This window comes from Stenotrophomonas maltophilia group sp. Smal13, from assembly GCF_030236855.1.
GTDB classification, from domain to species: domain Bacteria; phylum Pseudomonadota; class Gammaproteobacteria; order Xanthomonadales; family Xanthomonadaceae; genus Stenotrophomonas; species Stenotrophomonas maltophilia_A.
On record NZ_JASJSQ010000074.1, the window covers coordinates 1 to 25,361 of the forward strand.

Annotated in this window: 21 protein-coding genes and 1 pseudogene; 14 read left to right on the plus strand and 8 right to left on the minus strand. The window is 63.2% G+C overall.

Going from position 1 to position 25,361, the window contains the following annotated elements:
- The 6 genes from QRO95_RS19375 to QRO95_RS19400 form a co-directional block, all read left to right on the plus strand.
- On the plus strand, nucleotides 1-431 hold a 431-nt coding region (locus QRO95_RS19375; protein ID WP_285303244.1), incomplete at its 5' end, for a replication initiator protein A.
- 253 nt (nucleotides 432-684) lie between these two features.
- Nucleotides 685-1,323 carry a ParA family partition ATPase gene (gene parA / locus QRO95_RS19380; RefSeq protein WP_013517157.1) on the plus strand — a complete coding sequence of 213 codons (639 nt, stop codon included), beginning with the start codon at nucleotides 685-687 and terminating at the stop codon, nucleotides 1,321-1,323.
- Nucleotides 1,320-1,604 carry a hypothetical protein gene (locus QRO95_RS19385; RefSeq protein ID WP_023127560.1) on the plus strand — a complete coding sequence of 95 codons (285 nt, stop codon included), beginning with the start codon at nucleotides 1,320-1,322 and terminating at the stop codon, nucleotides 1,602-1,604. Before parA ends, QRO95_RS19385 begins: the two co-directional genes overlap by 4 nt.
- On the plus strand, nucleotides 1,601-2,146 hold the full coding sequence (locus QRO95_RS19390) for a DUF2840 domain-containing protein (RefSeq protein ID WP_023127559.1): 546 nt from the start codon (nucleotides 1,601-1,603) through the stop codon (nucleotides 2,144-2,146). Before QRO95_RS19385 ends, QRO95_RS19390 begins: the two co-directional genes overlap by 4 nt.
- Entirely contained in the window at nucleotides 2,143-2,742 is a 600-nt protein-coding gene (locus QRO95_RS19395) for a S26 family signal peptidase (protein WP_023127558.1), read from the plus strand. Before QRO95_RS19390 ends, QRO95_RS19395 begins: the two co-directional genes overlap by 4 nt.
- A gap of 460 nt (nucleotides 2,743-3,202) precedes the next feature.
- Nucleotides 3,203-5,188: a relaxase/mobilization nuclease and DUF3363 domain-containing protein gene (locus QRO95_RS19400; protein ID WP_137138278.1), complete on the plus strand. Its 1,986-nt coding sequence runs from the start codon at nucleotides 3,203-3,205 to the stop codon at nucleotides 5,186-5,188.
- 40 nt (nucleotides 5,189-5,228) lie between these two features.
- Here QRO95_RS19400 and QRO95_RS19405 read toward each other — a convergent pair whose 3' ends face one another.
- The 8 genes from QRO95_RS19405 to QRO95_RS19440 are packed head-to-tail and all read right to left on the minus strand — an operon-like array spanning nucleotide 5,229 to nucleotide 18,655.
- Nucleotides 5,229-8,015 (minus strand): DEAD/DEAH box helicase, encoded by a 2,787-nt coding sequence (locus QRO95_RS19405; protein ID WP_285303246.1) that lies wholly within the window; start codon nucleotides 8,013-8,015, stop codon nucleotides 5,229-5,231.
- 9 nt (nucleotides 8,016-8,024) lie between these two features.
- Nucleotides 8,025-8,537: a hypothetical protein gene (locus tag QRO95_RS19410; RefSeq protein WP_043566963.1), complete on the minus strand. Its 513-nt coding sequence runs from the start codon at nucleotides 8,535-8,537 to the stop codon at nucleotides 8,025-8,027.
- Nucleotides 8,534-11,752, minus strand: a complete 3,219-nt coding sequence (locus QRO95_RS19415; RefSeq protein WP_213868621.1) for a DUF1156 domain-containing protein — start codon at nucleotides 11,750-11,752, stop codon at nucleotides 8,534-8,536. Before QRO95_RS19415 ends, QRO95_RS19410 begins: the two co-directional genes overlap by 4 nt.
- Before the next feature lie 10 nt (nucleotides 11,753-11,762).
- Nucleotides 11,763-13,523, minus strand: a complete 1,761-nt coding sequence (locus tag QRO95_RS19420) for an ATP-binding protein (protein WP_053506349.1) — start codon at nucleotides 13,521-13,523, stop codon at nucleotides 11,763-11,765.
- Between the two features lie 7 nt (nucleotides 13,524-13,530).
- The gene (locus QRO95_RS19425; RefSeq protein WP_070207186.1) at nucleotides 13,531-14,607 is read right to left on the minus strand and encodes an SIR2 family protein; all 1,077 of its coding nucleotides are present in this window, start codon (nucleotides 14,605-14,607) and stop codon (nucleotides 13,531-13,533) included.
- A 6-nt stretch (nucleotides 14,608-14,613) separates the two neighbouring features.
- On the minus strand, nucleotides 14,614-15,633 hold the full coding sequence (locus tag QRO95_RS19430; protein WP_053506169.1) for a hypothetical protein: 1,020 nt from the start codon (nucleotides 15,631-15,633) through the stop codon (nucleotides 14,614-14,616).
- Complete coding sequence (locus tag QRO95_RS19435) at nucleotides 15,633-18,401, minus strand: DUF499 domain-containing protein (RefSeq protein ID WP_180883211.1); 2,769 nt, start codon at nucleotides 18,399-18,401, stop codon at nucleotides 15,633-15,635. Before QRO95_RS19435 ends, QRO95_RS19430 begins: the two co-directional genes overlap by 1 nt.
- Entirely contained in the window at nucleotides 18,401-18,655 is a 255-nt protein-coding gene (locus QRO95_RS19440) for a helix-turn-helix domain-containing protein (protein ID WP_023127549.1), read from the minus strand. The genes QRO95_RS19435 and QRO95_RS19440 overlap by 1 nt, the downstream gene beginning before the upstream one ends.
- 153 nt (nucleotides 18,656-18,808) lie before the next feature.
- Between QRO95_RS19440 and QRO95_RS19445 the strand changes: the two genes are divergently transcribed.
- From QRO95_RS19445 to QRO95_RS19480, 8 genes and pseudogenes are all read left to right on the plus strand, one after another.
- Nucleotides 18,809-19,753 carry a LysR family transcriptional regulator gene (locus QRO95_RS19445; protein WP_023127548.1) on the plus strand — a complete coding sequence of 315 codons (945 nt, stop codon included), beginning with the start codon at nucleotides 18,809-18,811 and terminating at the stop codon, nucleotides 19,751-19,753.
- Nucleotides 19,750-20,028 (plus strand): EexN family lipoprotein, encoded by a 279-nt coding sequence (locus tag QRO95_RS19450; protein WP_023127547.1) that lies wholly within the window; start codon nucleotides 19,750-19,752, stop codon nucleotides 20,026-20,028. Before QRO95_RS19445 ends, QRO95_RS19450 begins: the two co-directional genes overlap by 4 nt.
- A 236-nt stretch (nucleotides 20,029-20,264) precedes the next feature.
- A complete protein-coding gene (locus QRO95_RS19455) occupies nucleotides 20,265-22,283 on the plus strand; it encodes a conjugal transfer protein TraG (RefSeq protein WP_053506167.1) in 2,019 nt (672 codons plus the stop codon).
- On the plus strand, nucleotides 22,280-22,744 hold the full coding sequence (locus tag QRO95_RS19460; RefSeq protein ID WP_053506166.1) for a ribbon-helix-helix protein, CopG family: 465 nt from the start codon (nucleotides 22,280-22,282) through the stop codon (nucleotides 22,742-22,744). The genes QRO95_RS19455 and QRO95_RS19460 overlap by 4 nt, the downstream gene beginning before the upstream one ends.
- Nucleotides 22,741-23,793 (plus strand): P-type conjugative transfer ATPase TrbB, encoded by a 1,053-nt coding sequence (trbB, locus tag QRO95_RS19465; protein ID WP_053506165.1) that lies wholly within the window; start codon nucleotides 22,741-22,743, stop codon nucleotides 23,791-23,793. The genes QRO95_RS19460 and trbB overlap by 4 nt, the downstream gene beginning before the upstream one ends.
- The gene (locus QRO95_RS19470; protein WP_033979867.1) at nucleotides 23,790-24,173 is read left to right on the plus strand and encodes a TrbC/VirB2 family protein; all 384 of its coding nucleotides are present in this window, start codon (nucleotides 23,790-23,792) and stop codon (nucleotides 24,171-24,173) included. Before trbB ends, QRO95_RS19470 begins: the two co-directional genes overlap by 4 nt.
- Nucleotides 24,170-24,442, plus strand: a complete 273-nt coding sequence (locus tag QRO95_RS19475; protein WP_033979866.1) for a VirB3 family type IV secretion system protein — start codon at nucleotides 24,170-24,172, stop codon at nucleotides 24,440-24,442. Before QRO95_RS19470 ends, QRO95_RS19475 begins: the two co-directional genes overlap by 4 nt.
- A gap of 12 nt (nucleotides 24,443-24,454) precedes the next feature.
- Nucleotides 24,455-25,361, plus strand: a pseudogene (locus QRO95_RS19480) (conjugal transfer protein TrbE); the annotation flags it as partial.

Below are 25,361 nucleotides of genomic sequence, written 5' to 3' on the forward strand. Positions count from 1 at the left end.
GCGAGACGACCGGGCGGCGCCTGCACCGCTTCTCGTGGATCAACGAATGGAAGGAACTGGCCGATGCCAATGGCACGCCGCTGGGCATCGAGCTGATCCTGCCGGACTGGTTCTATGCCGGCGTGCTCGACGCCGCCCTGGTGCTGACCATCGACCCGGCGTACTTCCGTCTGACCGGCGGCATCGAGCGCTGGCTGTACCGCCTAGTGCGCAAGCACGGCGGCAAGCAGGCATACGGCTGGCAGTTCGACTTCCGTTACTTGCACCAGAAATCGGGCAGTACCGCCAAGCCCTACGACTTCGCCTGCGACCTGCGCGCGCTCGTCGCGCGACAGTCGCTGCCCGGCTACGTCCTGGGCATCGAGCGGATGCCGGACGACGGAACGGAACTGTTGACGTTCCGGCCCGTGCCGCATACGGCACGGGGATAACTTCGGGAAAGCCTGTGAATGGTGTCGTGCTATCAGGCGTGCCGGGTATCGTGCTATCGGGCGTGGGACTATCGTGCTATCAGGCGTGCCAATCGGCCGCAAACCCGCGCCAGCATTGGCTTTGCGCATCCTCTAACTTCCCTAACTCAATTTCTCTAACTTTTAGTAGGGAAGCGCCGCTGCGGTGGACAACCGCCACGCGGCCACAAGCGCAGCAACAAAAGTCCGGCTTTCCAACACGAAGGGCCGCGCCATGATCGTTGCTCTGCTCAATCAGAAAGGCGGCGTGGGCAAGACCACGCTCGCCACGCACATCGCTGGCGAGCTGGCGATGCGCGGCCAGCACGTCGTGCTGCTGGACGCCGATCCGCAGGGTTCATCGCTGGATTGGACGCAGCGCAGAAGCCAGCAAGGCTTGCCACGGCTGTTCAGCGCCGTGGGCCTCGCACGCGAAACGCTGCACCAGGAAGCGCCAGAACTGGCCCGTCGCGCCGATCACGTCGTCATCGACGGCCCGCCGCGCATCGCGGCGCTGGCGCGCTCCGCGCTGCTGGCGGCCGAGCGCGTGCTGATCCCCGTGCAGCCCAGCCCCTACGACCTGTGGGCCAGCGCCGAGATGGTGGCGCTGATCCGCGAGGCGCAGGTGTTTCGGCCTGCATTGCGCGCGGCCTTCGTCATCAACCGGCGCGTCAGTACCACCGTGATCGGGCGTGAAGCACGCCAGGCGCTCGCTGACCAGCCGCTTCCTGCGCTGCGCGCGGAAGTGCATCAACGCATCGTGTTCGCCGACAGCGTGGCCGCTGGTCGGCTTGCACGCGAGACAGCGCCGGACAGCGCCGCCGCGCGCGAAATCACTGCGCTGGTGGACGAACTGCTGCGGTGGACGCCATGAACGCGAAGCCGCCACCGAACGGCAAACGCACGGCCAAGCGCGTCGGCATCGGCGCGCGTCCGCCCGCGAATCCACACGCCGAGGCTTGGATTCGCCAAGGCGATGCCGATGCGCTGAGCAGGGGCGACCTCTACACGGCTCGCCTGACCCTCGACATCACGCCCGCGATGCGGGCGCGCATCAAGGTATCTGCCTTTACGCAAGGCGTGACTGTGGCCGACCTGCTGCGCGGTCTGCTGGAGCGCGAGTTTCCAGAACACCGCAGGGAGAACACCCCATGATTGCATTCGCTTCGTCTGCCGCTGTCGCGGTCACGGCTGCGCCGCTACCATCACCGGCCGCGCTTGCTGGCCAGCCTGCCAGCGCACCGCTGACGCGCGTGGCGCTGGCCTACATCGAGCCACGCTTCAAGCTCTATCTGCGCTTCGGCGAGCCGGCGCGCATCATCCGGCTCGACCGCTGGCGGCGCTGCGCCGTATTCCTGCCGAACGCGGTTCTGTGCCGTGTCCGCTGGCAGGCCAACGACTACGGCACCGTGCGCTGGCAGCTCATGATGATGCAGGCTTGCACGCCGCTCGATGCGGCGCAGCGCATTCCTGGCGTGCAGCCGGGTGCGCGCCTGCTGCTGCACGCCGAGGGCGAGAACCAGGTCCGTGCCGTGCTGGAACGCATCGACGCCATCGAGGCGCTGGGCATCGCGCTCGTCGCTGTCTCGCCCGCGTACTGGCGCACGCTCGCCAACCGGCTCGCTGCGCGCCTGCCACTGCCCGAATACACCGCAGAGCGGCACGCCGCCTGGCTCATAGGGAGGGCACTGCCATGACGCTTCCATCCGCCATTGCCGGTGCAGCGGGCATTCCGCCACGTCCTCGTTCGCGCCTGCGCGCTCGCCTCGTGCTGGCGGGCATATCCACCTGCGGCCTCGCTGCGCTGGCCTGGGCGTCCTTCGTGCATCCGCTGCCGCGCCTGATCTACAACCCGTCCGATAGCGTGGCGGTCGGCTGGTATAGCGTCGATCCGCTGGGCCACGGCACCGGCTCGCAGCCACGTTCCTTGTCCGTGGGCAGCATCGTCCTGACCGCGCTGCCGCCAGACGCCGCCGCGCTGGCCGCGCAGCGCGGCTACCTGCCGGCGAGCGTGCCGCTGCTCAAGCGCGTGGGCGCCGTTGCGCCGCAGGAGGTGTGCATCACTGGCCGCATCGTCCGCATCGACGGCGTGCCTTCGGCCGCCGTGCTGCCCGCCGACCGCTGGGGCCGGCCGCTGCTATCCTGGCAGCAATGCCGTCACCTCGAACCCGGCGAACTGTTCCTGCTCAGTGTGACCAATCCGGCGTCGTTCGATAGCAGGTATTTCGGGCCGGTCAGCGCATCCGTCGTGATCGGCGTCGCGCATCCGGTCTGGCTGGAGTCCCGCCCATGATGGCCGCCGACTCGCTGCACGTTGCCGTGCAGTTCATCGTGCCATAGGGCGTGTCGTTCTGCTGGCCGTCGCCGTGTCGTCGCGCGTGCAGTGCGGGTGCCAATACTTCGCATTGGGCACCGCACTTCGCGCTGCCTCCGGCGCAGCCGTCCAACGTGCAGGCGTCTTGCCACGAACACGGCTGGCCTACGGCCATCGCCGTGTTCGCCGGCGCGCTGGTTGCTCGCGCAACAGCGCTGCCTGGCCGCCGCTGCCCGGAGCGCCAGCGAGGGGCAAAGGCGGAAGGCAAGACAAAAGGACGCGGCACCGGGCCGCGTCGAAAGCCAGTCTGCACGTGGGGGTGGCGCGGCACGCATCGGCTTCGCCGCCGTGCCGCGTGGGGCGCGGGGCCCGCGCCGATGCAGGCATGTCCGCGTGCTTCGCACGCCCGGACACGCCATAGCTTGCAGGGAGAGCGGCCATGACCGACCGCCGCGACGACGATTTCCGGGTGCGTCCGAGCGCCCCAAAGAACCGAGGCAAGGGCCAGGGCCAGGGCTTCGTCTCCAAGGTGCTCAAGCAGGCGGGCAAGGCCAGCGGCGGCAAGTCTTCAGTGCGCCGTCCTGGCGGCAGTGGCAAGGGCTCCGGCCAGCGGCCCGGCTCGCGCCTGGGGCGCGGCCATACGGCGGCGCGCTTCGCCGGCGCGAAGCTGACGCCCATGTCGCGGCGCGTGACCATCAAGACGCTGCTGGTCAATCAGCGCAACGCCAGCCCCCAATCGCTGGCGAAACACCTGCGCTACATCGAGCGCGACGGCGCGGGCCGCGATGGTGAACCGGGCCGGGCCTACGGGCCGCAGACCGACGAAGCCGACCTTGACGCCTTCAAGGAGCGGGCCGCCGACGACCGGCACCATTTCCGCTTCATCGTCTCCCCGGAAGACGGCGCCGAGCTGGACGACCTGCGCACCTACACCCGGCATCTGGTGAACCGCATGGAAGCCGACCTGGGCACGCGGCTGGATTGGGTGGCAGTCGATCACTGGAATACCGACAACCCGCACACCCACCTGATCGTGCGTGGGCGCGACGATACCGGCAAAGACCTCATCATCGCGGGCGACTACATCGCCCACGGCTTCCGCCATCGGGCCGCCGAACTGGCGACCGAATGGTTGGGGCCGCGCACCGAGCTGGAGATCCAGCAGACCTTGACACGCGAGGTGAATCAGGAGCGATGGACGAGCCTGGATCGCACGCTGCAACGCGAGGTCGGCGAGGGTGGCCGAGTGCAGATCGAACACTTCAACGAACCCCGGCTGCAACGCCAGCGCCTGCTGCTGATCGGCCGCCTGCAACACTTGCAGTGCCTGGGCCTGGCCGACGAGACGCAGCCGGGCACTTGGGCTGTCCATGCCGATGCGGAGAAAACCTTGCGCGCCCTCGGCGAGCGTGGTGACATCATTCGCACCATGCAACGGGCCATGCGCGGCGAGCTGCGCGAGCTGGCGGTGTTCGAGCCGGGAGACGATGGCCGAACCATTCTCGGGCGCGTAGCCGCGAAAGGGCTGGCCGACGAGCTGCGCGACCGGGGCTATCTGGTCATCGACGGTGTGGACGGCAAGGCCCATTACGTCGCGCTCAACGCCCGCGACGAGCCGGCGAACTATCCGGCCGGCGCCGTGGTGGAAGTGAAGGGGGCGGCCGACGTGCGTGCGGCCGATCGCAACATCGCCGCGCTGGCAAGCGGTGGCCTATACCGCACCGACCATCACCTGGCCGTCGCGCAGGGTCAGGCCGTACCGGGCCGTGATCCGCAGGAGGTCGTGGCAGCCCACGTTCGCCGGCTGGAAGCCCTGCGCCGCGCCGGCATCGTGGAGCGTGTGGCCGAGGGGCTATGGAAGGTGCCTGGCGACCTGCCAGAACAGGGTCGCCGCTACGATGCGCAGCGCCTGGGCGGCGTGGCCGTGGAGCTGAAATCGCATCTGCCCATCGAGCGGCAGGCCCGTGTCATCGGCGCCACCTGGCTCGACCAGCAGTTGATCGGCGGCGGCTCGGGCTTGGGCGACCTGGGCTTTGGTGGCGAGGCCAAGCAGGCGATGCAGCAGCGTGCCGACTTCCTGTCCGAGCAGGGGTTGGCCGAGCGGCGAGGGCAGCGCGTGATCCTGGCGCGCAATCTGCTGGGCACGCTGCGCAATCGGGAACTGGCGCAGGCGGCCAAGGACATTGCTACCGAAACCGGCCTGGCGCATCGCCCGGTGGCTGATGGCCAGCGCGTAGCCGGCATCTATCGGCGCTCTGTCATGCTCGCCAGCGGGCGCTATGCGATGCTCAATGACGGCATGGGCTTCAGCCTCGTGCCGTGGAAACCCGTGATCGAGCAGCGGCTGGGCCAGCAGCTCGCCGCGACGGTACGTGGCGGCGGCGTGTCATGGGAGATTGGAAAACAGCGCAACCTCACTATTTGAAAAATTCTCTCGCCCTCGGATTCAGCGTGGCCCTTCTGCTTCAATCGGGCGTTTTCAGTACCTCAACGTATCCAATCAGCTCGGCCGAATAGCTGCCATCTCCATTGGCCGCGCCCTTGTGTTTCAACTCACGTTGCAACGTTGGCTCCACGGTGTGGGCAAACAACGCCAGCCGCTGCTCCGGTGTAAAACTCGGCGAGATCGCCGATGCTTGCAGATACCGTTCGCATTGCCGCTCAATAGTCGGCACCCGTGTCCCGTCCTGCTTGACTGCGATGGGCTGCACCACCACACGGCGCTCACCGTTGCCGGCAGATGCCTCCACCATCCACAAGGACAGCAGCACCGGCTCGTCAACATCCCCAGCCACCGCAAAGCCGATGTCTTCGGGCGTCACGCTGCGCCAGCGGCCCAGCTCTTCCTGTACCAAGGGGTGATCCAATCCAATCAGTTCCAGATCGTCCCTGCTGGTGGCGGTATCGCGGTTCAGTGTGAACCGTGCACGGCGCGTGCCATCCACTGTCACAAGGTCGTAGGTTTCTTCGTCCACCTTCAGCAGCTTCTGCTGGCGGTCTGCCACGGCCGCCGACAGAAAACGCACCAGCCGATCCAGGCTGGAGGACACATCCGAGAAGGGCTGGTAGTCATCGAGGCTGAAACCGTCAAGGTCTTGAAACAGGTCGAACACCACCTGCCGTGCCTCGCGGGAATTGGACAGTGCCGCTTCCAGCTCCACCTGTGTGCGTTTCAGTTCAGGGTCAGACAGCGCCTCCTGGTACAGGCGGTCGTAGTTCAACCGTTCGGAAAGCTGTCCCAGAATCTGCGCCCGAAGGTCTTCGGCCACATTGCCCTGGTCATCGACTTTGCCGACCGTGCGTGCAATTTCAGTCAACTTCTCGTCCAGCAGCAGGAAGATGCGCCCCTCGATGGTGTCCGACAGCACGAGGTTGTAGACCTGCGCCGTGTGGTTCTGTCCATAGCGGTGAATGCGCCCGATGCGCTGTTCCATGTCCATCGGGTTCCACGGCAGGTCGAAATTGAACAGAATGCGCGCAAATTGCAGATTCAAGCCCTCGCGGCCAGCCGCTGTACACACCAGCACACGTGGCCCGTCTTTCAGGCGGAACTTCCGCTCTGCTGCCAGCTTGGCACCGTGATCGCCGCCACGCAGCACCACCACGCCCTGGCCGGGATAAGCCTGTTCAATTTCGCGGGCAATCAGATCGACCGTGCCGAGGTAGGTGGCGAAGATCACGATCTTTTCATTGGCGTTCTGCCGCCACAGATGCCCCAAACCATCGAGCAGCTTTTGTGCCTTGGTCTCGCGCTGCTGCGGGAAGATGCGCAGCAATTCACCAATGCGCAGGCGCTCCTCGGGCAGATGCAAATCCACCACAGCAGACGCTGCCTCCTCGGCGTGCGTAGCCGAATACTCGCTGCCATAGGGGTCGGAGGCCATTTCCAGCGCCTCTTCATCCAGCTTCTTCACCAGCCGGTACTTTAGGTCCGCCAACACGCGATCCACCTCGCTGCGCCCAACGCTGTCGCGCGGCAAGCCAAATTCCTCGTGAATCAGCTCGCGTGCTTCTTCCGTCAGCCGCTCGCGGCCTTCGATGTCCAGTTCCTTGTCACGCAGCAGCGCCTCGTGCAGCGTCAGCATCAACAAGCGGCGCTTGAGCGTGCGGCGCACGGCGGCAAAGCTCGATGCCGCGATCTTCTGGAAGATCGCCATCAAGAAGCCCAGTGCGCGCCCTTGGTTGCCCTGGCGGCGGGCCAGATCGAACCCATCTTCAAGGTATTCGCGCAGCTTCTCGTAAAACAGCCGTTCCTCCTGATTCATCAGGAAGGATTCGGTATGCACCCAGCGCCGTGCAAACAGCGGTGAGCCATCCGGTTGGCAGGCATCGGCCTTGGTACGGCGGAACATCACCGTGTTCAGGCGATGGCGATTTTCCAGCATGTCCTCGGGACTGCCAAACAGCGTGGGGTTCAAAAGCTGCGCCAGCATCCAGAACTGGAAGTGATTGCCTTGGTGCGGCGTAGCAGACAGAAGCAAGAGATCCCGCGCGTGATCCTTCAGCGCTTCGGCCAGCTTGTAGTTTTCCGTCTTGCGCACCTTGCCGCCCGTGCGGTGGGCAGTCAGGTGATGCGCTTCGTCAAACACCACCAGATCCCAGCGTGGCGCATCCAGCAGGCGCTTGATACGGGCAGGGCGCTTCAAGGTGTCGATGCTGGCAATCAGCCGGTCGTGTTTGGCGAAGGCATTGGTCTTGCGGTCGGTGACATCGCCTTCGGAGCCAAACACCTCGAAATCGAGGTTGAACACCTCGTTCAATTCGCGGTGCCAGTTGTTCACCAAGCCTGCGGGCACCACCATCAGCGCCCGGGTCAACTCGCCCCGGCTGGCCAGTTCACGCAGAATCAGCGCGGCCTCGATGGTTTTGCCCAAGCCCACCTCGTCGGCGATCAGGTAACGCCGTGGTGATGCAGTCGCAATGCGGTGCGTCAGCACCACCTGGTGCGGCAGCAGGTCAATGCGCGCCGAGGTGAGTGCCGAGGCGCTTTCCATCACCGGCAGTGCATGCGCCTCGTAAGACAGCCATGCCTTTCGTGCGCGGTCTGAGCCGCCTGCCACCGATTGCAGAATGCGCTCGGTACGGGTGCGCTCGCGGCGTACCGAACTGACCGGCACGCGGCGCTCGCCCACGCCGAAGAACGCGCGCAGATAGCCTTCGTGCGCCGGTTCGAGCACCACGCCCGGGCCGAATTCGGTGTGGTTGATGCGCTCGCCGGGTTGGAACAAACTCGCAAAATCGTCTGCTTGCACGCGCTGGCCTCAAGTAATCCGCAGGTGAAACAGGCCAGCCGCTTTCGCGCCCTCGCGCAGCAAAATTTCCTGCGGGTACTCGTTGGCCTCACCCCACAGAAGGCGGCCAAAGTCGAGCTGTTGCCCCCGATGTGGCGCTTCACACAGCCAGTTCACTGCGTCGGTGGAAGCCTGCACGCGCAAACGGCCTTGGCCCTGCGGCAGCCAGAAAATCAAGGCGGCTTCGCCTGCGTATTCATCCTGAAATGACAGGATGGCGCGTTTGATCGTGTCGCCCAGCCAGATTTCGCCTTGATCGGGTGCCAGCAGGTCCAGGCTGCCTTCCAGCCCGGCCACCACCAACGTCTGCCCGCCGTTGCTGGGCAGATCATCCGGCCAGCCCTGCGCACCGGGGGCGGCGGCCTGCAAAAACTGCCGCAGGCTCCAAACCTCGCCCGCCGCGCACACCGTGTTGCGTGCCTCCTCATCCCACAGCCAGCTGGTGCCGCGCCGTTGCCATACCGTATCGAGCACCTGCCTCATTGAGTGTACTCCCCATCGTCATCGAACAGCGAAACCTGCTGCGGCTTGGGCGCCTGGCTGGCTTGCCAGGTGGAGAAGATCGCCACCGCGCGCGACGCCGCGTTGCGGGTGGTCTGATCCGAGCCGTTCTTTTGCAGCCATTCCAGCAGCGGCTTGAGCGCTATGTGCGGCTTGAAGTTGTCGTTCGTTAACGTGTCCGAGGCATTGATGCCGCTGCCATCCACGCACGCACCGATCAGCACCATCGCCTGATCGAGATCAGAGGTGAGCTTGCGCCTGTGCTTACCCGACCAATCGCGGGCGAAATCGAGCGGATTGGTGCGCGTAAACACCTTCTTCTCTTCGATGCACCAGCCACGCTGTACAAAGTCATCCGGCGTGGTGATGGTGCCGCGCAGAAACTTCTGCAACTGGTCGCGCTTCATTTCAGTCGCAGCCCCGAAGGTGCGCAGGAACTGTCGTGACATCGGTTCGGCATTGACCGGCGGCGGTTCCTTGCCCTTGTCGGCGTCTTCGTCGATGAGCTGGTTGATACCGACCAGCGCGTCGCGGACGGAGATGGTGCGGCCTTCGTCCACATAGACCTTGCCGTAGTGGCGCGAGAAATATTCCAGCGCCTTGCCACGCCGGATGACCTGAATGTCGGCGGCGGGCAGACCTTCCTTGGCGTGGTTTTCCAGCATGGCCTGCAACTGGCGCACATCGGCCATTACTTCGCGACGCATGCGGCCCCAGCTCACTGGCTTGGGTTCTTCCGTGCGCTTGCGGCAGACGTGGATGATGTCGTACTCGATGGTCTTGGAGCCGAATTCGCCTTCGCCCTTGGTTTCATCGGAGCGGATCGGGTAGGTCGCTTCGAGGTAATAGCCCGCGTCGAACAACGACTCCAGCACCGCCACCCACGGCTCGTCCTCGCTGTGGTGGAAGGTGAAGGCCAGGATGCCGCTGGGCTTCAAGAGGCGATGTGCCTCGCGCCAGCACTGCGTGAGCAGGCGCTGGTAGAAACCGTCCGGATCTTCCGGCTCGCGAGCGCGGTTGGCCACTGCCTCCAGTGACTTGGGCGTGTACTCCGCGCCGAAGATCGCCGGGTACTTGTCCTTGAGCGCCAGGCGCAGCCAGACGTAGAAGAAATCGGCCAATTCTGAGTAATGCAGCAAACCGCCGAAAGGCGGATCAGTGATGACCAGATCGAGACTGCCACTTTCAAGCTGCGTCAGATCAGTGGATGAGCCCTGATGCACGGCCACTTCTTGCACTGGATCACCGGGAAAAACCTTCTCACTTTTTCCGCTAATTCCGCTTGCCAGTGCTTCATCCTTCCGTTTCAACGATTCAGCGCTGACAGCTTCCCAAGGCTGAATGGCCCATTCGCGCGCGTCAATAAGTGATGGAGTGCATGACGCCCATGGGCCATAGCCCATCGGGGAGAAAACGCCAACTTCGATAAGCGTCGATTTGGGATGGAAGTTGTTGTTGGACATCGCAGGAACGAAGTGATCCTTATTGATGTGCCAGAACGCGAGCACACACTGGTTACGCAAATAGTTCTGAAAAGCTCCCAGGACATACTCGCGCGTCTGCCAGTCGTAACTCCCAACTTCGACAATCGCCTTGAGCAGTTGCGCATGCACCAGCAACTGGCGCGGATTGAACATCGTCCACCAGTGCGTGAAACCGTGGTTCGGAACGCCACCTTGTAGGTGGTGGGTCATGAAGCCGTAGGGAAGCTCAGAGCGTGGCCAGTAGTCCTTGAGGTCGTCATCCTTGCGCGCTTCCCATTCAGCGAACGCCGTGTCGTATTGCCGCGCGTGCGGCGTGCCGTAGGCTGCGAAGAAGCGGCCGCTATAGGGTTTGCCTGCCGCATCGCGCTTGGGCGCATAGCCCTGCACCGCATACGCCGCCATCGGCCCGGTCTTGCCCGTCGCCTTGATGGTCGTCAACACATCCTGCACCGTGCCACAAGCTGCGCAGGCGTAGTGGGATTTTTTCGGCACCGTGCCGTTTTCCGGCGCAAAGGTGATCTTCGTTTCCGGGCAGGTCACCTCATCTGGCAGCGCACCACGCACCTCTAGCAGGCGAATCTTGGATGCGCGCGCACCGTCCCACCGCGTTGTCGCGGCCACGTCGTCCTGCGCCGAGCCGCCGTAGGGCTGGCCATTCGCGTCCTGCTTGGCTTCGCCCGCCAGCCATTGCGGATGCACCAGCAGGCTCAGCTCGACCTTTTTGTTCGGCTTTTTCGGCTTGCCCAGGTTGACCATTGCCGCATGGTCGCAATGCGGGCAGATCACGCCTTTCCTGCGATCGAGCACGGAGAACGGGTATTCATCCGGCGCCACATACAGCGGCGAATCGGGCGCCATCCGTGCGGCTTCCTCCTCAACGTGGAATTCGCCGCCGCATTTGCTGCACGTGTGCTCCCAGTGCTTCACGCTGATGGTCTTCACGGCCATCACCGGGCTGGTCATGATCGGCGTGCGGTGGCCGCAACCCGTCACCTGACAAGGGCCGTGCTTGGCCCAGAAGGTATAGATCGCCTCCGGGCCTTCGTAACGGTAGTCCTTACGCTCGTCGCGCGGGATGGTCAGCGGGTCGAAATCGGAAGGCATCGCCTTGTTGGACGGCAAGTGTGTCCACGTGCCTTTCTCACCCTCCGGGCCGTCGCAGTAGTAGTACGGCATGATCTGCGGCTTGACCTCGGCCTCAATCTCGGCGAGCAGCTTCTTCACTTCCTCCAGATCGACGTTGGCCAGTTCCTGCTTGACCACGAACCACGCGACCGGGTTGAGGTCGTTGCCGACCATCTGCATGCCCAGGCGCGAGCCTTCCACCAGCGTGGTGCCGCCGCCCATGAAGATGTCGGCCACCTTCAGGTGCTTGAACGCGCCTTTCTTCTGGTGATTGGCGTAGTAGTTGTCCCACACCAGCTTGGCCGCGTGCGATTTATCTTCGGGGGCCTTGGTGGCTGCCGCGATCAACATTGAGCGGAATACGCTGGAGCGTCGCCGCGCCCACCACTTGGACATCTGGTAGATCGGCTTGCCCGCGTTGCCTTCGATGATCGCCACCTGATTGACGGGCAGGATCGGGAAGTCCACCTCCAGGCAGGTCTTGGGGCGGTTGGGGTCGTTGAAATCGACGGTTTCCAGCGCGACAGGCTTTCCCGCACCGACGGCTTTGGCGACGGCTTGTTGAAGTAGTTCTTTTTTGGTGGCCATTCAAGCGTCCTTAATCTTCTTGTGCGCGCGACTGCCTGCGCATGTTTTCTACCGCAGCAACCAAATCAACTTCTGCTTTGGGCGTGGCCCAGCGCGACCAAAAGGGAATCGTTGCACTGCGTGGTTCGTGTTTGGGCTTGGACATCTTGATGCGGGTCGGAAGCAAGGTGGCGTCGCCCACCACTACAGCCTCGCCCACGTCCAGCGTCGGCAGCACCTCCATCAGCCCCTCCAGACTTTCAGGCAGGAGCTGCCTGACCACTGCCTGATCGGTTTTGTTGGCCAGGCGCAAGCTGATGATGTTGCTGCACTGGCTGAGGATAGTTGTACTGACGTCCGAGGGGCGTTGGCTGACTACCATCAACCCAACACCGTACTTGCGTCCCTCTTTGGCGATGCGCTCGAAGTTTTCCAGGGCGCGCTTTTCCATTGGGCCAATGGAGGCAGCACCGCTTGGCAAGTAGAGATGTGCCTCATCACAGACGAGCACGATAGGATGGCGGGCATCACCATCCGTCCCTGGTGAGCTCCAGAACTGGATTTGGTAGACGATTCGCGCAACCAGACCAACGACGACCGGTAGGATGTCCGAGGGCACCTCCGAAAAATCGACAATCTTGATGCCGGGGTTGATGCCATCTTGCTGGATGCCGGTGCCGAGCAGCTTTTCGGCTAGCTGGTGCAGCGCCTCGTAAGTCTCGTATTCTGCTGGAGCTTGATACATGAAGGCATAGCGACGGTCTTTCGTTTTGACACTGATCCTGTTCAGAAATCGCGTCAGTTTTCCGAAAAGCGGCCCCTGCTTTTCTCCCTTGCTTCCTTGCACCATCTCCTTGTCTTTTTCTGCGATAGCCTCAATAAGATCGGCCAACCGATAGGGCACCGGAGTATCCACTGTGAATCCATCGAGCAGATCATGCTTCCCCAGCCCTTCGATGGATTTCTTCTTCAGCTCCACGACCTGCTTCATCAGTTCACTGGCCTGATTGGGGGCGCTCTCTTCAGACCGATCCACGAACAGTGATTGCATTTCGTCGTAATTCAGCAGCCAGAAGGGCAGGAAGATGGCGCCGTCCTTCTTCGCTTTCAGATCGCCGATGCCTGCGATGCGGTAGTGGCTGGCGAATTTCATGCTCGAATATTCGCCGTGAAGATCGAACACGACGATATTCGCGTGCGGCAGTTGTGCAGACTGCTCAAGAATGGAGGCGACGGTGAAGGATTTGCCCGAGCCCGTACTGCCCAGCAACGCGGCATGGCGCTGGAAAAGCTTGTCGCCATCAATGTAGGCGCTGGCCTTGCCATCCAGGGTATAGGTGCCGACCTTGAGCGGTGCAGCCGCGTCCGCCTTGGATGACGCGCTCAAGATGCCCATGAAGTCTTCGAGAGATTTCTCCTCGATAGGGAACACAGGCCGGTTGATTTCCGGCAGGATGAAAACGGCGCGCGTGAAAGTGTCCTTGCGCTGCCCATCCCGGGCGCGATAGGTGCCGACCAGGCTGATCGACACGCCGTTTTCCTCTTGAGGCACGGCAGCCAGATCCGCTGACGGGTCAGCTTCGGGCAGCGTCGGCAGCTCCACTGGATGCCGCCACACCCGCTCGATGATGCCGATCAGCCATTCATCGCCCATCAACTGGATGGCGACCAATCGACCGACGCGCGCCTTTTGCAGGCGTTGACCGTCCGTCACCCGCACGGTGATCCGTGAGGTTTCAACACTGCGGACTTCGCCCAATGACTGCTCGTCGGTGAAATTGAAAATGCTCATCCTCGCCTCACTCCACAAATTTTTTCAGAAAGTCATCCAACTGCCAGAGCGGCTCTGGTGACCGCAGTGCATTCCCGTTCCAGCGACAGACTGCCCCATCCCCATCTTTGAACACGGCAATCACATGGGGGTGTTCGCCGAGGAGTTTTTCAATGTTCGGGGTCGGATCGCGCGTGACAATGATGGCCGGCATGCCTGCGGCCAGACGATGCTTGATGACGCCTTGCAAATGGTCGTCGTTGAAGCCAAATCCGATACACAACAGTGCCTGGGCATCGGTGAGTACCGCATTCATCGCGGTACGCATTTCGTCGAACAACCTATTGACCAGTGCGTCTTGGTACTTTGACGGGCCGGGGACGACAATGGCTCGTTCCGCGATGGAAACATCGTTGAGGGCTTCCACTGGCCCATCGTCCGTTGTCAACCAACTGATTGAGCCATGAGGCTTATATAGACGAACTGTTTTGCAGATGCGGTGATCGACCTGCTGCTGGCGCTTTTCGGCCACCAGAACACGGCTGTACTGCGTTTGGAAGAGCGGCCTGGCACGCGGCTTACGCCGACGGAACCCCGTAAATCCTGTGTCTAGGGGAATTTCTGCCAGATCACAAAACAACTCCAACAACGTGTCGTAGTTGGTTGTAATGACATGGATGCTGTCCGTGTTCTGCGGAGAGCCACTAAACAAGCGGTTCAAGAGGCGTGACGGCGCATGGCCACCGGCGACCTTTTCGCCAAGAATTTCCGTCTCTGCGGCGATGGCTCTATCAAGAATCAGCTTCGCGGTTTCTCCGCGTATGGCTGATACGATCTCTGTCCACTCCGCCATGCCAAGCGGAATGCCGTTCAGGCCAGCTTCCAGATTTGTCTTGATTGCTTCGACTGATTGCGCCCAGGCGTTCCTTGCCCCATCGGTGGACAGGGCATCGTGCACAGCGGTTGCCAAGTGCTCCGCCAAAGCGCCCATACCGGGCAGGCCATAGCCACAGGAGAAGCCAGAGCCGACGAGCAGCACCGGGGTTTTGCGAAAAATCCCTTGGATGTCTGCGAAGAAATCTTCTGGCAATTCGGCCGCTGTCATATCGGCCTACTTCGATAGTTCAACGAAGGGCGACAGCACTTCCAGCAGCGAGAGACCGCCATGCGTCAAGGTTGGGTAGCCGCCTTGGCTGCGCCACTTTCTGCGCCCCAGCGCCAGCAGGTGTGCGCCATGCGGGCTGTCGATTTGCAAGGCGACGGGAGGAACGAAGGGGCCTGCGTCGCCATTGCCTGCCTTGCTGCGACCGCTTGAAAAAGTCTGCTTGAGGTGCGAGGCAACCTCACCATCGGCATCGGGGAAGTAGCCCGTGGCGGCGTAGCCGTGATCGGATGTGATGACCAAGCGCCGCCCAGTGGCGAGGCGCTCAATAAAGCTCCAAAAGTCGTCACTGGAAAGTTGCTGCGCGGCATCTCTGGTCAGCAGTTCCAGACCTTGGCCCGCGCCGTAGTCGTGCAGCTTGGCGTCTGGCCAGTGGTGCCAGAACACCCAATTCTTCGCACCCGAGGCGTTGTCCACCAAGCCCTCGCAGTCCTTCCACGGCAGGTCGATGGTTTCGGTCTGCGCCGGTTGCAGCTTGTGGGCAAAACCGCCGCCATTGGCTTGTAGCTGGCTGCGGCTGGTCAGCCCCAATGCGCGGGCGAACGGGTTGGTTTCACTGGGCAGTTCGGATGCTGTGGCGCCTACTGTGTGCAGGGTGAATCCACGCTCTTTGGCCCCTTGCAGCAGCCAGGGCAGTTCGCGCAGCGAGAGGGCATCCAGAATCAGCACGGCGCGCGCGACGCTGTGGCCATAGCCGGGTTCGCTCCACCAACGCGCAAGCCGGTCTGAGGTACGTTCCACACCACAGATTTCGGGTTGGCCAAAGACCCGCCACAGATCCCAGCCGCTGGAGGCCAGGAACAAATCGAGCTCGGCAATTTCGCGGTCTCGCTTGACCACCTCGCTGGGGGCATTGCTTTCGGCCAGCGGTTTCGAGGCAATCTCCAACACCCGATCGGTAATGATGCGCCACGCTTCTTTGGGACTGTCCTGGGTCAGGCGCTGCAAGATTTGAGCATCCAACGCCATCAGTTGTCCTCCTTCTCAAGACTCAGCTCAAAAGTCATGCCATCAGGCAGCTTCTTGAGCAGTTCCTTGAGTTGCGCGCCCGTAATCTGCGTGTTTTGGCCAGCAGACACCTTGATCGAGACTTCTGCCACAGGCGTGGCCGGGCCAATGCCCCAGCCTTCGAGCTTGCCGATTAGGTTGAGCGGTGAGGTTGGCGGGTTAGAGAGCGGGGTGCGTGATTTGGCGGTGGTACTTGTGCCACCACCAAAGATGTCGCCGCCATTCGGCGATGTGCCACCGCCGGGAGTGTTGTCGCCACCGGAAGGGGTGACGGGCGGAGTGGTAGTGCCGCCACCAAAAGTATCGCCGCCCGATCCACCGTTGCCGCCTGCAGGCGGCTGCGGCGCGGGTGGCGGGGTGCCTCCGGTCGCGAGCACCGCCGAGGGTTCCATCAGGAACACTTCATCAAGCTGACGCCCCGTGTAGGAGAGTTTGGGGCGCAAGCGCCGCCATGCAGTTTCCTCGTCCTCGCCCGCGTGGGTTTGAAGGTGCTCCAGATTGCGCAGGTTGATGGCGATCTTGCCGCGCGCGCACAAGCGCAGGATGCGTTCCTTCATCGCGGTTTCCCCCAGCCAGGGGATGCAATCCTGACCCGCAGGGCGAGGCTCTTGCAGTTCACGCAGCAGCTTGCCGAGGGGGGCGTTCTCCGAGGCGGCTTCTAGAACAAGGTCTTCGAAATCCTCGGGAACAAAGAGGTCGTTGGTCAGGGTTTCTTCGATGCCCTCGGGGATTTGAGCACCTTGCTTTTTCAGGTGCTCGACACTGAACAGGGATTGCTGCGGGTTCTGGTGGTCATAGCGGTGCAGGATGGCAAACCGATCGAAGCGCTTCTTCAGGTTCTCGCGCAGCGTGCCTTCAAATTCCTTATGAAGTTTCTTGTATTCGGGGTTCTGCCCACTCCATTCCTGCGCCTTCATTTCGGCGCGGGCAAGGATGAGGAGGTCGCGGTCCTGAAAGGCGTTGGTGGAGCCGGCACGGGGCAACAAGAAGCGAATGGTGTTGCGGCGCTTTTGCAGGTGGTCCTTGAGCCAGCGGCCCAGTGTCTGATCCATTTTTTCCGGCTCTTCTGGCAGCACCAAAATGGGCAGCCGGTCATCCCAGCGCTCCGGCTGCTCGGCTTCGTCGAGCGATGTCCACGGATCGTTCTGCCACGATTTTGGCAGGGCAATCACTCGGAAGGTTTTAGCGACCTCATCGCTGCCTCCGATGACGTAGCGCACCTGCTTGGCAAGCTGCACCTGATCGGAACCATCGGTGAACAGTTTGTCATTGCGCGCGCAGGCCATCAACTTGGCGCGGGGGTTTTCTTCCTCGCGGAAGACCAACCTCGGGCCATCCTGGTGAATGTTGAAGCTGTTCTCGACAATGGTCGCCAGTTCGACCTGAAAGGCATTGACATCTACCGGCTTGCTGCGGGTGATGTCCACCTGCAACGTGGCCGGATCGGCCCCGGCAAGATTGCCGACGGCGATGGAGCGCAGCCACAGTGCGCTCAGGATTTCTTGCAGGTGTGGGGCAAGGTTGCCGTGGTCGTACACCGCCTCCGTCACCGAAATGATGTTGTGCTGCGCTTTTTCGCGCAGGGTGCGGTGGTGTTCGTTGGACACTGAATCCAGCAGTGCTCCAATGCCCGAGGCATCGTCATCCAGCCGGAAATCAGCCGCAGTGAGCACAGGCACCGCTTCGCCCCGGCTCTTGTAGAGGTTGGCCAGGATGCGAATCATGTCGCGCGTTTCTTGCGCATCCGTGGCGATCAGCACCTGTTCCTCAAGCAGGCGCAGCAAGTGCGGTGCGTAAGGCCAGGACTCGGTGAATTCACGGCGCTTGCGATCCTGCTCGGCGGGCGGCACATCCAGCAGGCGGAAGTATTCGGAGACGTGTTGTGCAACCAGCGATTCGATGGTGCCGTCTGCAATCTGCAGACGGTTGTCGAACAGGCGATGCAACAGCATCCGCCGCCGATCCTGCTGGATACGCTCGGCATTGCCTCCCGCCTTGAAGTCGATAGCCACTGGGTTGACGCGGTGCACCTGCTGGTAAGCATCGCTGCCGCCATTGCGCACGGAGATCACCAACACCAGTAGGTCGGGGCGCTCTTTGGCGATCTCCGACAGGATCTGGATGAAGTTGAACGCCCATTGCTTCCAGGGGTACTGCTTGGTATTGGTCAGGCCGTCGTACCAAGTCTGGAATTCGTCGAGGAGGAGCATCGCAGGCCGATGCTCAAGCAGCTCGATGATGAGCTTGTCCGAGGGGATGTCGGTCTTGGCCGCTCCCATGCCTTCCCACTTGCCTTTGATGAATTCGCCGCGCGGATGGCGCTCGAACAGCAGGTCCCACAGGAATTTATAGCGTTGCCTGTGCAGGCTCTCGCCAATGACCAACATGCCATCGCGCAGTGCGATCTTGCCGATGCTGGGGTCACCCAACGTGCTTGACCAGGAGTTGAGCCATGCGCCCGTCGATGCGGCATCGTTGACTGCGTGGTAGAGCGCTGCCATCAAGTGCGACTTACCCAGGCCGCGCTCGCCGATCACGACCACTGGCCGCCCTTGGTTGGGGCCAACGGCTTCGATGCCCTTCAGTAGATCGTGGGTGGGATAGGTGATCTCCAAGAATGCCTGTGCGGCGATCTGGGTAGCACCCGTGTTCGAGTCGTTGGAAAGCTCAATGGCCGTCCCTTTGAGGCGCTTGCCCCGAAACTCATCCCGAAGAGTCAATCCAAGCATTACTTACGCACTCCATCGTTGGTTTGGCCATTGGCCGCGTGGACACCCTCGCGCGCAGCGTCGAGTCCTTCCAAGGACTGCTGCTTGATCCAGTTGTCAATGTCCGCGCGCGAAAACCGCCACGTCCCTCCAACCTTGAAGGCTGGGATTTTTTTGGCCCCGGCCAACCTGTAGATCGTCCGTTCCGTGACCTTCAGGTAGTCGGCTACCTGCCTGATGGTGAGGATTTCGCCTTCGTTGTTGTCGGTGGGCATCGTGGGTGCCTTGGAGGTCAAACAATGGCAGGATTGTACAAAATTTTCATGTTTGGGTGATAATTACGCATCTCATGCGAATTTTTCAAGATTGCTGCCGGTCATAAGGCATACGTGAAGATCGGGCAGGAGGCGTTGGCAAGAGGTAAAGCAATGGAGCTCAGACATCTACGCTGTTTCCTCGCTGTTGCAGAAGAACTGCACTTTGCCCGTGCAGCCGAGCGGCTGCATATGGAGCAGTCGCCACTGTCGCGCGCCATCAAGGAGTTGGAAGAAGAACTGGGCGTGTTGCTGTTTGCCCGTACCACGCGCAGCACGCGGCTGACCCGTGCCGGAACATTGTTTTTGGAGCATGTGCGCCGTGTCTTCGCTGCCTTGGAACAAGCGCGTGAAAGCGTGAAAGCAGCAGCAAACGGTTTTCATGGGCAGTTGCGCGTGGCCTTGTCGGATGGCATCACGCCGTCGCGCTTGCCGACCTTGCTGGCGTTGTGTCGCCTAGAAGAACCCGAGGTCGAAATCCGCTTCTTCGAGGTGCCGCTGTCGCAGCAGATCAAAGGGTTGCATGACGATCTGTACGACGTAGGGTTTGCCCAATCCGACGAAGTGGGCGACGGCATCGTTGCCATGCCTGCGTGGAGGGACACGCTCATAGTGGCGGTGCCAGCCCGGCACCCGCTGCTTGCATACAAGCGCATTCCTTTGGAGGAACTTCTGCGCTATCCGCTGGTTCTATGCGATCCACAAGTGTGCGAAGGCCATGCCAAATTCGTTGATCGAGTGCTGCGTCGGGCTGACATGGAGCCACTGGTTGCGGAGCGGGTCGCATCGTGTGATCTGATGATGGCTCTGGTATCGGCTGGCCTCGCACTTGGGTTTACGGGCGCCGCGCGCATCGCCGCCCATCCTGACTCGGGCGTGGTGGCCCGACCGCTGGCTTTGCGTGTGCCGCCGCTGACGACCTACCTGTTGCACGCCGAAGGTCAGCCGTTCGATGTGCTTGCACGGTTCATTGAGCGTGCGCAGGCCATCGAGTCACCGGAAGCCCCAAGGCCCAAGCCGGGCCATTATTCCGATTCCCTGGAGGAACCTGCGCCATGAAAAGGATCATCCCGCTCTTGCTTGCGGCCGCGCTGGCTGCCTGCGGCCAGTCCGAAACGCCTCACAAGGCCAACACATCGGAAGCGAATATCCCGACGGTGGAAGAACTGGCGGCCAACCCCGACCGGCTCAAGGAACTGCGCCAGCAATGCAAGACAGATCGCCCCAAGCTGGGCGACGTGCTGTGCAATCGGGTAGCCGAGGCCACGCGCAAGCGGTTCTATGGCGACGGCGAAACCCCATACACGCCACCGAAGGAATCCCCCAAGTTCTGATTGTTGGCGGTTCGTCGCATCGTTTTTTTCTTTCTGCTCGACACGCCGCGATGCGCCTGCACTTGCGGCGCTTTTCCTTGGTGCGCCGTCGCGCGCATTCTGTCTTTTTACTCGACTTTTCTGCCCAAAACGGTCTTTGACCGGCACTGACCCGGCACCGATCCTGACGCCTGCGGCACGCCCTTGTGCCGCTTTTCCCATGAGGAATCGGCGCAGGAGAAATCGGAGGCCAGGTCATGCAAGGGACGAACGTGCTGTTCGGTCAGATCGCCGTGGTGTTCGGCATCGTCATCGCCGGAGTGTGGGGCGCCACACAATGGACAGCAGCAGCCCTTGGCTATCAGCTACGCCTTGGCTCGCCCTGGTTCGACTTTCTTGGCACGTCTATCTACCACCCGTGGAAGCTGTTTGAGTGGTGGTTCTTCTTCGGCGCGTATGCACCGGAGGTGTTCGACACTGGCGGCGCGATTGCCGGCGCCAGTGGCATGGTCGCCGTGTGCGTTGCCATTGCCATGTCGGTCTGGCGCTCGCGCCAAGCGCGCCTCGTCACCACCTACGGCTCTGCGCGCTGGGCTAACGCGCAGGACATTCGCAAGGCGGGCCTCACGCAACCGGCCGGCGTGTTCCTCGGCCAGCACGACCGCCAGTACCTACGGCATGAAGGCCCGGAACACGTCCTGAGCTTCGCGCCCACCCGCTCGGGCAAGGGCGTGGGCCTGGTGGTGCCCACCTTGTTGAGCTGGCCTGCATCGGCCGTCATCCACGACATCAAGGGCGAGAACTGGCAGATCACCGCCGGCTGGCGATCACGCTTCTCACATTGCCTGCTGTTCAACCCGACCGATGCGAAGTCGGCGGCCTACAACCCGCTGCTGGAGGTACGGCGCGGCGCGCATGAAGTGCGCGACGTGCAGAACATCGCGGACATTCTGGTTGATCCCGAAGGTGCGTTGGAGAAGCGCAACCATTGGGAGAAGACCAGCCACGCGCTGCTGGTCGGCGCCATCCTGCATGTGCTCTACGCCGGCAAGGACAAGACGCTGCGCGGCGTCGCCAACTTCCTCTCCGATCCGGCCAGCCCGTTCGAGCTGACCTTGCACCGGATGATGACCACGCCGCACCTCGTGAATGCGGAAGGTGGTGGCCCGCATCCTGTCGTCGCATCGGCGGCGCGCGAAGTGCTCAACAAGTCGGACAACGAGCGTTCCGGCGTGTTGAGCACCGCTATGTCGTTCCTCGGCCTGTACCGCGATCCCACGGTGGCCGAAGTCACCTCGCGTTGCGATTGGCGCATCGCTGACCTGATCGCTGCCGAGCATCCGGTATCGCTGTACCTCGTGGTGCCGCCTTCGGACATTTCGCGGACGAAGCCGCTCATTCGCCTGATCCTCAATCAGATCGGGCGGCGGCTGACCGAATCGCTCGATGGCTCCGACGGCATCGAGCGCCGCCACAAGCTGCTGCTGATGCTCGACGAGTTTCCGGCGCTGGGGCGCCTGGACTTCTTCGAGACGGCGCTGGCCTTCATGGCCGGCTACGGCATCCGCAGCTTCCTCATCGCGCAGTCGCTCAATCAGATCGACAAAGCCTACGGCCAGAACCATTCGATCCTCGACAACTGCCATGTGCGCGTGACGTTCGCCACCAACGACGAGCGCACCGCCAAGCGGATTTCCGAGACGCTGGGCACGGCCACCGAGCTGCGCGCCCAGCGCAACTACGCGGGCCACCGGCTCGCGCCGTGGCTGGGCCACCTGATGGTGTCGCGCCAAGAAACCGCGCGCCCGCTGCTGACGCCGGGCGAAGTCATGCAGCTTCCGCCTGACGAGGCCGTGGTGATGGTGTCCAGCGTGGCGCCGATCAAGGCGAAGAAGCTGCGCTACTACGCGGACGCCAATTTCAAGCGTCGCGTGCTGCCACCGCCCGTGCTGGCGGACGGGCAGTACGCCGACGCGCCGCCATTGCGGCCCGACGACTGGAGCGGTTTGGCGATTCCCGCCGTGCCCACCGCACCGGCCGCGGCATCCGCTGATGGCCTGGAGACCTTGGGTTCGGTCGACGACGGCGGCCCGCGCCGCCAGCCCGAGCTTTCCGAAACCGTTGCCTACGACCCCGAACTGGCCGCGCCTGCGGCCGACCTTGGGCTGCTCGATGACGACGACCTGCCGCTTCTCCTTCCTCGCCAGCTCGATCCAGCCATGCAGCGCACGGCCCGGCTGGCTTCCCTCGACCCCAACGACGGAATCGAGCTATGAGCCACTACCGCCTCAACCTGTTCATCCAGCCGGAGCACGCCAAGCGCCTGGACGAACTGGCCGCCAAGAAAGGCGTGTCCAAGTCGTCCATCGTCGCGGCGGCGCTCGCATCGTGGCTGTCGCCCGATGCCGCCGACCAGCGCGAGGCGGCCATCGCCAAGCGACTTGATCGCCTGTCGCGGCAGGCCGAGCGCATGGAGCGCGACCAGAACATTCAGATCGAAACGCTGGCGCTGTTCATCCGCTACTACCTGACCGTCAGCACGCCAGTTCCCGAAGCGCACCAAGAGGCCGCGCGCGCCCAAGGCAAGGCGCGCTTCGAGCAATTCGTGGAGCAGTTGGGCCGCCACCTGCTGCGTGGGCGCAGCCTGGTGCGCGACGTGGTGGAGGAACTGCATCCCGATCCGATGCGGATGGAGGACGCGGCGGCAGCCGCGCAAGCGCAGGAGCGTGCGTCATGAGCGCCGTTCCGCAGTCCATGAGCGCCACGTCGCTCGACCGCCGCATCCAGATGCTGCGCACAGCGATGGGGCCGCTGATCGCCGCCGCGCTTGAAGACCCGGATGTGGTGGAAATCATGCTCAACCCGGATCGCACCCTGTGGATCGACCGGCTTTCTTCGGGCCGCGCGCCGATGGGCGTGGAGATGCCCGAAGCCGATGGGGAACGGATCATCCGCCTCGTGGCCGCCCACGTCGGCGCGGAGGTGCATCGCGGCCAGCCGCTGCTGTCCGCCGAGCTGCCCGAAACCGGCGAACGCTTCGAGGGCATCTTGCCCCCGGCGGCACCGGGGCCGGCCTTCGCGCTGCGCAAGCGCGCTATCGGCGTGATCCCGCTGGACCGGTACGTCGTGGACGGAATGATGTCCGCCGCCCAAGCGGGCTTTCTGGTGCGCGCAGTGCGCGAGCGGCAGAACGTCCTGATCGCGGGGGCCACTAGCAGCGGCAAGACCACGCTCGCCAATGCTTTGCTCGCCGAAATCGCTGCCACGGGCGACCGCGTGCTGGTGCTCGAAGACACGGTGGAACTGCAATGCGCGGCCCGCGACCACGTTCCGTTGCGCACGCGCGCGGGAGTGGTGTCCATGACCGAGCTGGTGCGCTCGTCCATGCGCCTGCGGCCTGATCGCGTCGTCGTTGGCGAGGTGCGCGGTGCCGAGGCGCTGGATCTCATCAAGGTGTGGGGCACCGGCCATCCGGGCGGCATCGCCACCATCCACGCCGGCTCTGCGCTCGGCGCGCTGCTGCGCCTGGAGCAACTGATTCTCGAAGTGGCGGTGAATCCGCCCCGTGCGCTGATCGCCGAGGCGGTCAACGTGGTGATTCACATCGCCGGGCGTGGACGTAAGCGCCGCATCGAGAGCATCGCCCGCGTCGTTGGCTTCGACGGCGTGGGCTACCAACTAGCGGATGCGCTGGAAACGCCGTTTCCCGAGCTGCCGCCACTTTCCGATGCCGCACCCGCTGCGGCGACTTCCCCATCCCCTCACTCACTTGGAGAACTGCCATGACGCAGATAACCATTCCTGCTTTCCGTTTTTCTGCAAATCCGGCATTGCGTCTTGGGCGGCTGCGCTGCCTGGCCCGTCCTGCGGGGCAAGGGCTGTTGCTGGCCGCGCTGCTGCTGTTCCTGGCCGGAACCGCGCAGGCCGCCGGTTCCTCAATGCCATGGGAAGGCCCGCTGCAATCCATCCTCGAATCCATCCAGGGGCCGGTGGCGCGCATCGTCGCGGTCATCATCATCATCGCCACTGGCCTCGCGCTCGCGTTTGGCGACACGTCGGGCGGCTTTCGCAAGCTGATTCAGATCGTGTTCGGCTTGTCCATCGCCTTCGCCGCGTCCTCGTTCTTCCTGTCGTTCTTTTCGTTCTCGGGCGGGGCTGTCGTATGAGCGGCCCGGACATTTTCGCGGATGGCTTCGAGGTGCCACTGCATCGCTCGCTGACCGAGCCAATTCTGCTGGGCGGTGCGCCGCGCACCGTGGCGATCGCCAACGGCACGCTGGCAGCCGCCGTCGGTCTGGGCCTGCAACTGTGGATTCCCGGTGTGGTGCTCTGGATCGTCGGCCATTCGCTGGCGGTGTGGGGTGCGCGCGTCGATCCGCAGTTCATGGCCGTGTTCGCCCGGCACATCAAGCACCGCCCGCTGCTGGATGTGTGAGGGGATGCCACGATGCTGAACCTCGCCGAATACCGCCAGCGCCCGGCCTTGCTGGCCGACTGGCTGCCCTGGGCCGGGCTGGTGGCGTCGGGCGTCGTCTTGAACAAGGACGGCAGCTTCCAGCGCACGGCCCGGTTTCGCGGGCCTGACCTCGACAGCGCCACGCAAGGCGAGCTGATCGCCACCTCGGCACGATTGAACAACGCACTGCGCCGCATGGGATCGGGCTGGGCGCTGTTCATTGAAGCCGAGCGCCGCGCCGCCGCCGACTATCCGCGCTCGGAGTTCCCCGAACCGCTTTCGTGGCTGGTGGAAGAAGAACGCCGCGCCGCCTTTGAGGAATCAGGCCATCACTTCGAGAGCGGCTATCACCTGACGCTGGTGTACCTGCCGCCCCAGGAATCGCGCGCCCGCGCAGCCAAGATGCTCTACGAGAACACGCCAACGAATGGCGTGGATTGGCGCGAGCGGCTGCAAGCCTTCGTCGCGGAAACGGATCGGGTCTTTGACCTGCTCGATGGCGTGATGCCGGAGATCGCTTGGCTGGACGACGCACAGACGTTGACCTACCTGCACGCAACCATCTCGACGCGGCGCTACCGCGTGGGCGTGCCCGAGGTGCCGTTCTACATCGACGCGCTGCTGACCGACTCGCCGCTGGTCGGCGGCCTGGCGCCCATGCTGGGCGACCAGCACCTGCGCGTGGTGTCGGTGCGGGGCTTCCCGACCTCGACCTGGCCGGGGATTCTGGACGACCTCAACCGCCTCGGTTTTGCCTACCGCTGGAGTACGCGCTTTCTCTGCCTGGACAAAGCCGAGGCGGAAAGGGAACTCGCCCGCCTACGCCGGCAGTGGTTCGCCAAACGCAAGAACGTCATCGCGCTGCTGCGCGAAACCATCTTCCAGCAGGAATCGCCGC

Coding starts and splice junctions, on each gene's coding strand:
- parA (WP_013517157.1), top strand. CDS start 685: ATGATCGTTGCTCTGCTCAATCAGAAAGGCGGCGTGGGCAAGACCACG.
- QRO95_RS19385 (WP_023127560.1), top strand. CDS start 1,320: ATGAACGCGAAGCCGCCACCGAACGGCAAACGCACGGCCAAGCGCGTC.
- QRO95_RS19390 (WP_023127559.1), top strand. CDS start 1,601: ATGATTGCATTCGCTTCGTCTGCCGCTGTCGCGGTCACGGCTGCGCCG.
- QRO95_RS19395 (WP_023127558.1), top strand. CDS start 2,143: ATGACGCTTCCATCCGCCATTGCCGGTGCAGCGGGCATTCCGCCACGT.
- QRO95_RS19400 (WP_137138278.1), top strand. CDS start 3,203: ATGACCGACCGCCGCGACGACGATTTCCGGGTGCGTCCGAGCGCCCCA.
- QRO95_RS19410 (WP_043566963.1), bottom strand. CDS start 8,537: ATGAGGCAGGTGCTCGATACGGTATGGCAACGGCGCGGCACCAGCTGG.
- QRO95_RS19415 (WP_213868621.1), bottom strand. CDS start 11,752: ATGGCCACCAAAAAAGAACTACTTCAACAAGCCGTCGCCAAAGCCGTC.
- QRO95_RS19420 (WP_053506349.1), bottom strand. CDS start 13,523: ATGAGCATTTTCAATTTCACCGACGAGCAGTCATTGGGCGAAGTCCGC.
- QRO95_RS19425 (WP_070207186.1), bottom strand. CDS start 14,607: ATGACAGCGGCCGAATTGCCAGAAGATTTCTTCGCAGACATCCAAGGG.
- QRO95_RS19430 (WP_053506169.1), bottom strand. CDS start 15,633: ATGGCGTTGGATGCTCAAATCTTGCAGCGCCTGACCCAGGACAGTCCC.
- QRO95_RS19435 (WP_180883211.1), bottom strand. CDS start 18,401: ATGCTTGGATTGACTCTTCGGGATGAGTTTCGGGGCAAGCGCCTCAAA.
- QRO95_RS19440 (WP_023127549.1), bottom strand. CDS start 18,655: ATGCCCACCGACAACAACGAAGGCGAAATCCTCACCATCAGGCAGGTA.
- QRO95_RS19445 (WP_023127548.1), top strand. CDS start 18,809: ATGGAGCTCAGACATCTACGCTGTTTCCTCGCTGTTGCAGAAGAACTG.
- QRO95_RS19450 (WP_023127547.1), top strand. CDS start 19,750: ATGAAAAGGATCATCCCGCTCTTGCTTGCGGCCGCGCTGGCTGCCTGC.
- QRO95_RS19455 (WP_053506167.1), top strand. CDS start 20,265: ATGCAAGGGACGAACGTGCTGTTCGGTCAGATCGCCGTGGTGTTCGGC.
- QRO95_RS19460 (WP_053506166.1), top strand. CDS start 22,280: ATGAGCCACTACCGCCTCAACCTGTTCATCCAGCCGGAGCACGCCAAG.
- trbB (WP_053506165.1), top strand. CDS start 22,741: ATGAGCGCCGTTCCGCAGTCCATGAGCGCCACGTCGCTCGACCGCCGC.
- QRO95_RS19470 (WP_033979867.1), top strand. CDS start 23,790: ATGACGCAGATAACCATTCCTGCTTTCCGTTTTTCTGCAAATCCGGCA.
- QRO95_RS19475 (WP_033979866.1), top strand. CDS start 24,170: ATGAGCGGCCCGGACATTTTCGCGGATGGCTTCGAGGTGCCACTGCAT.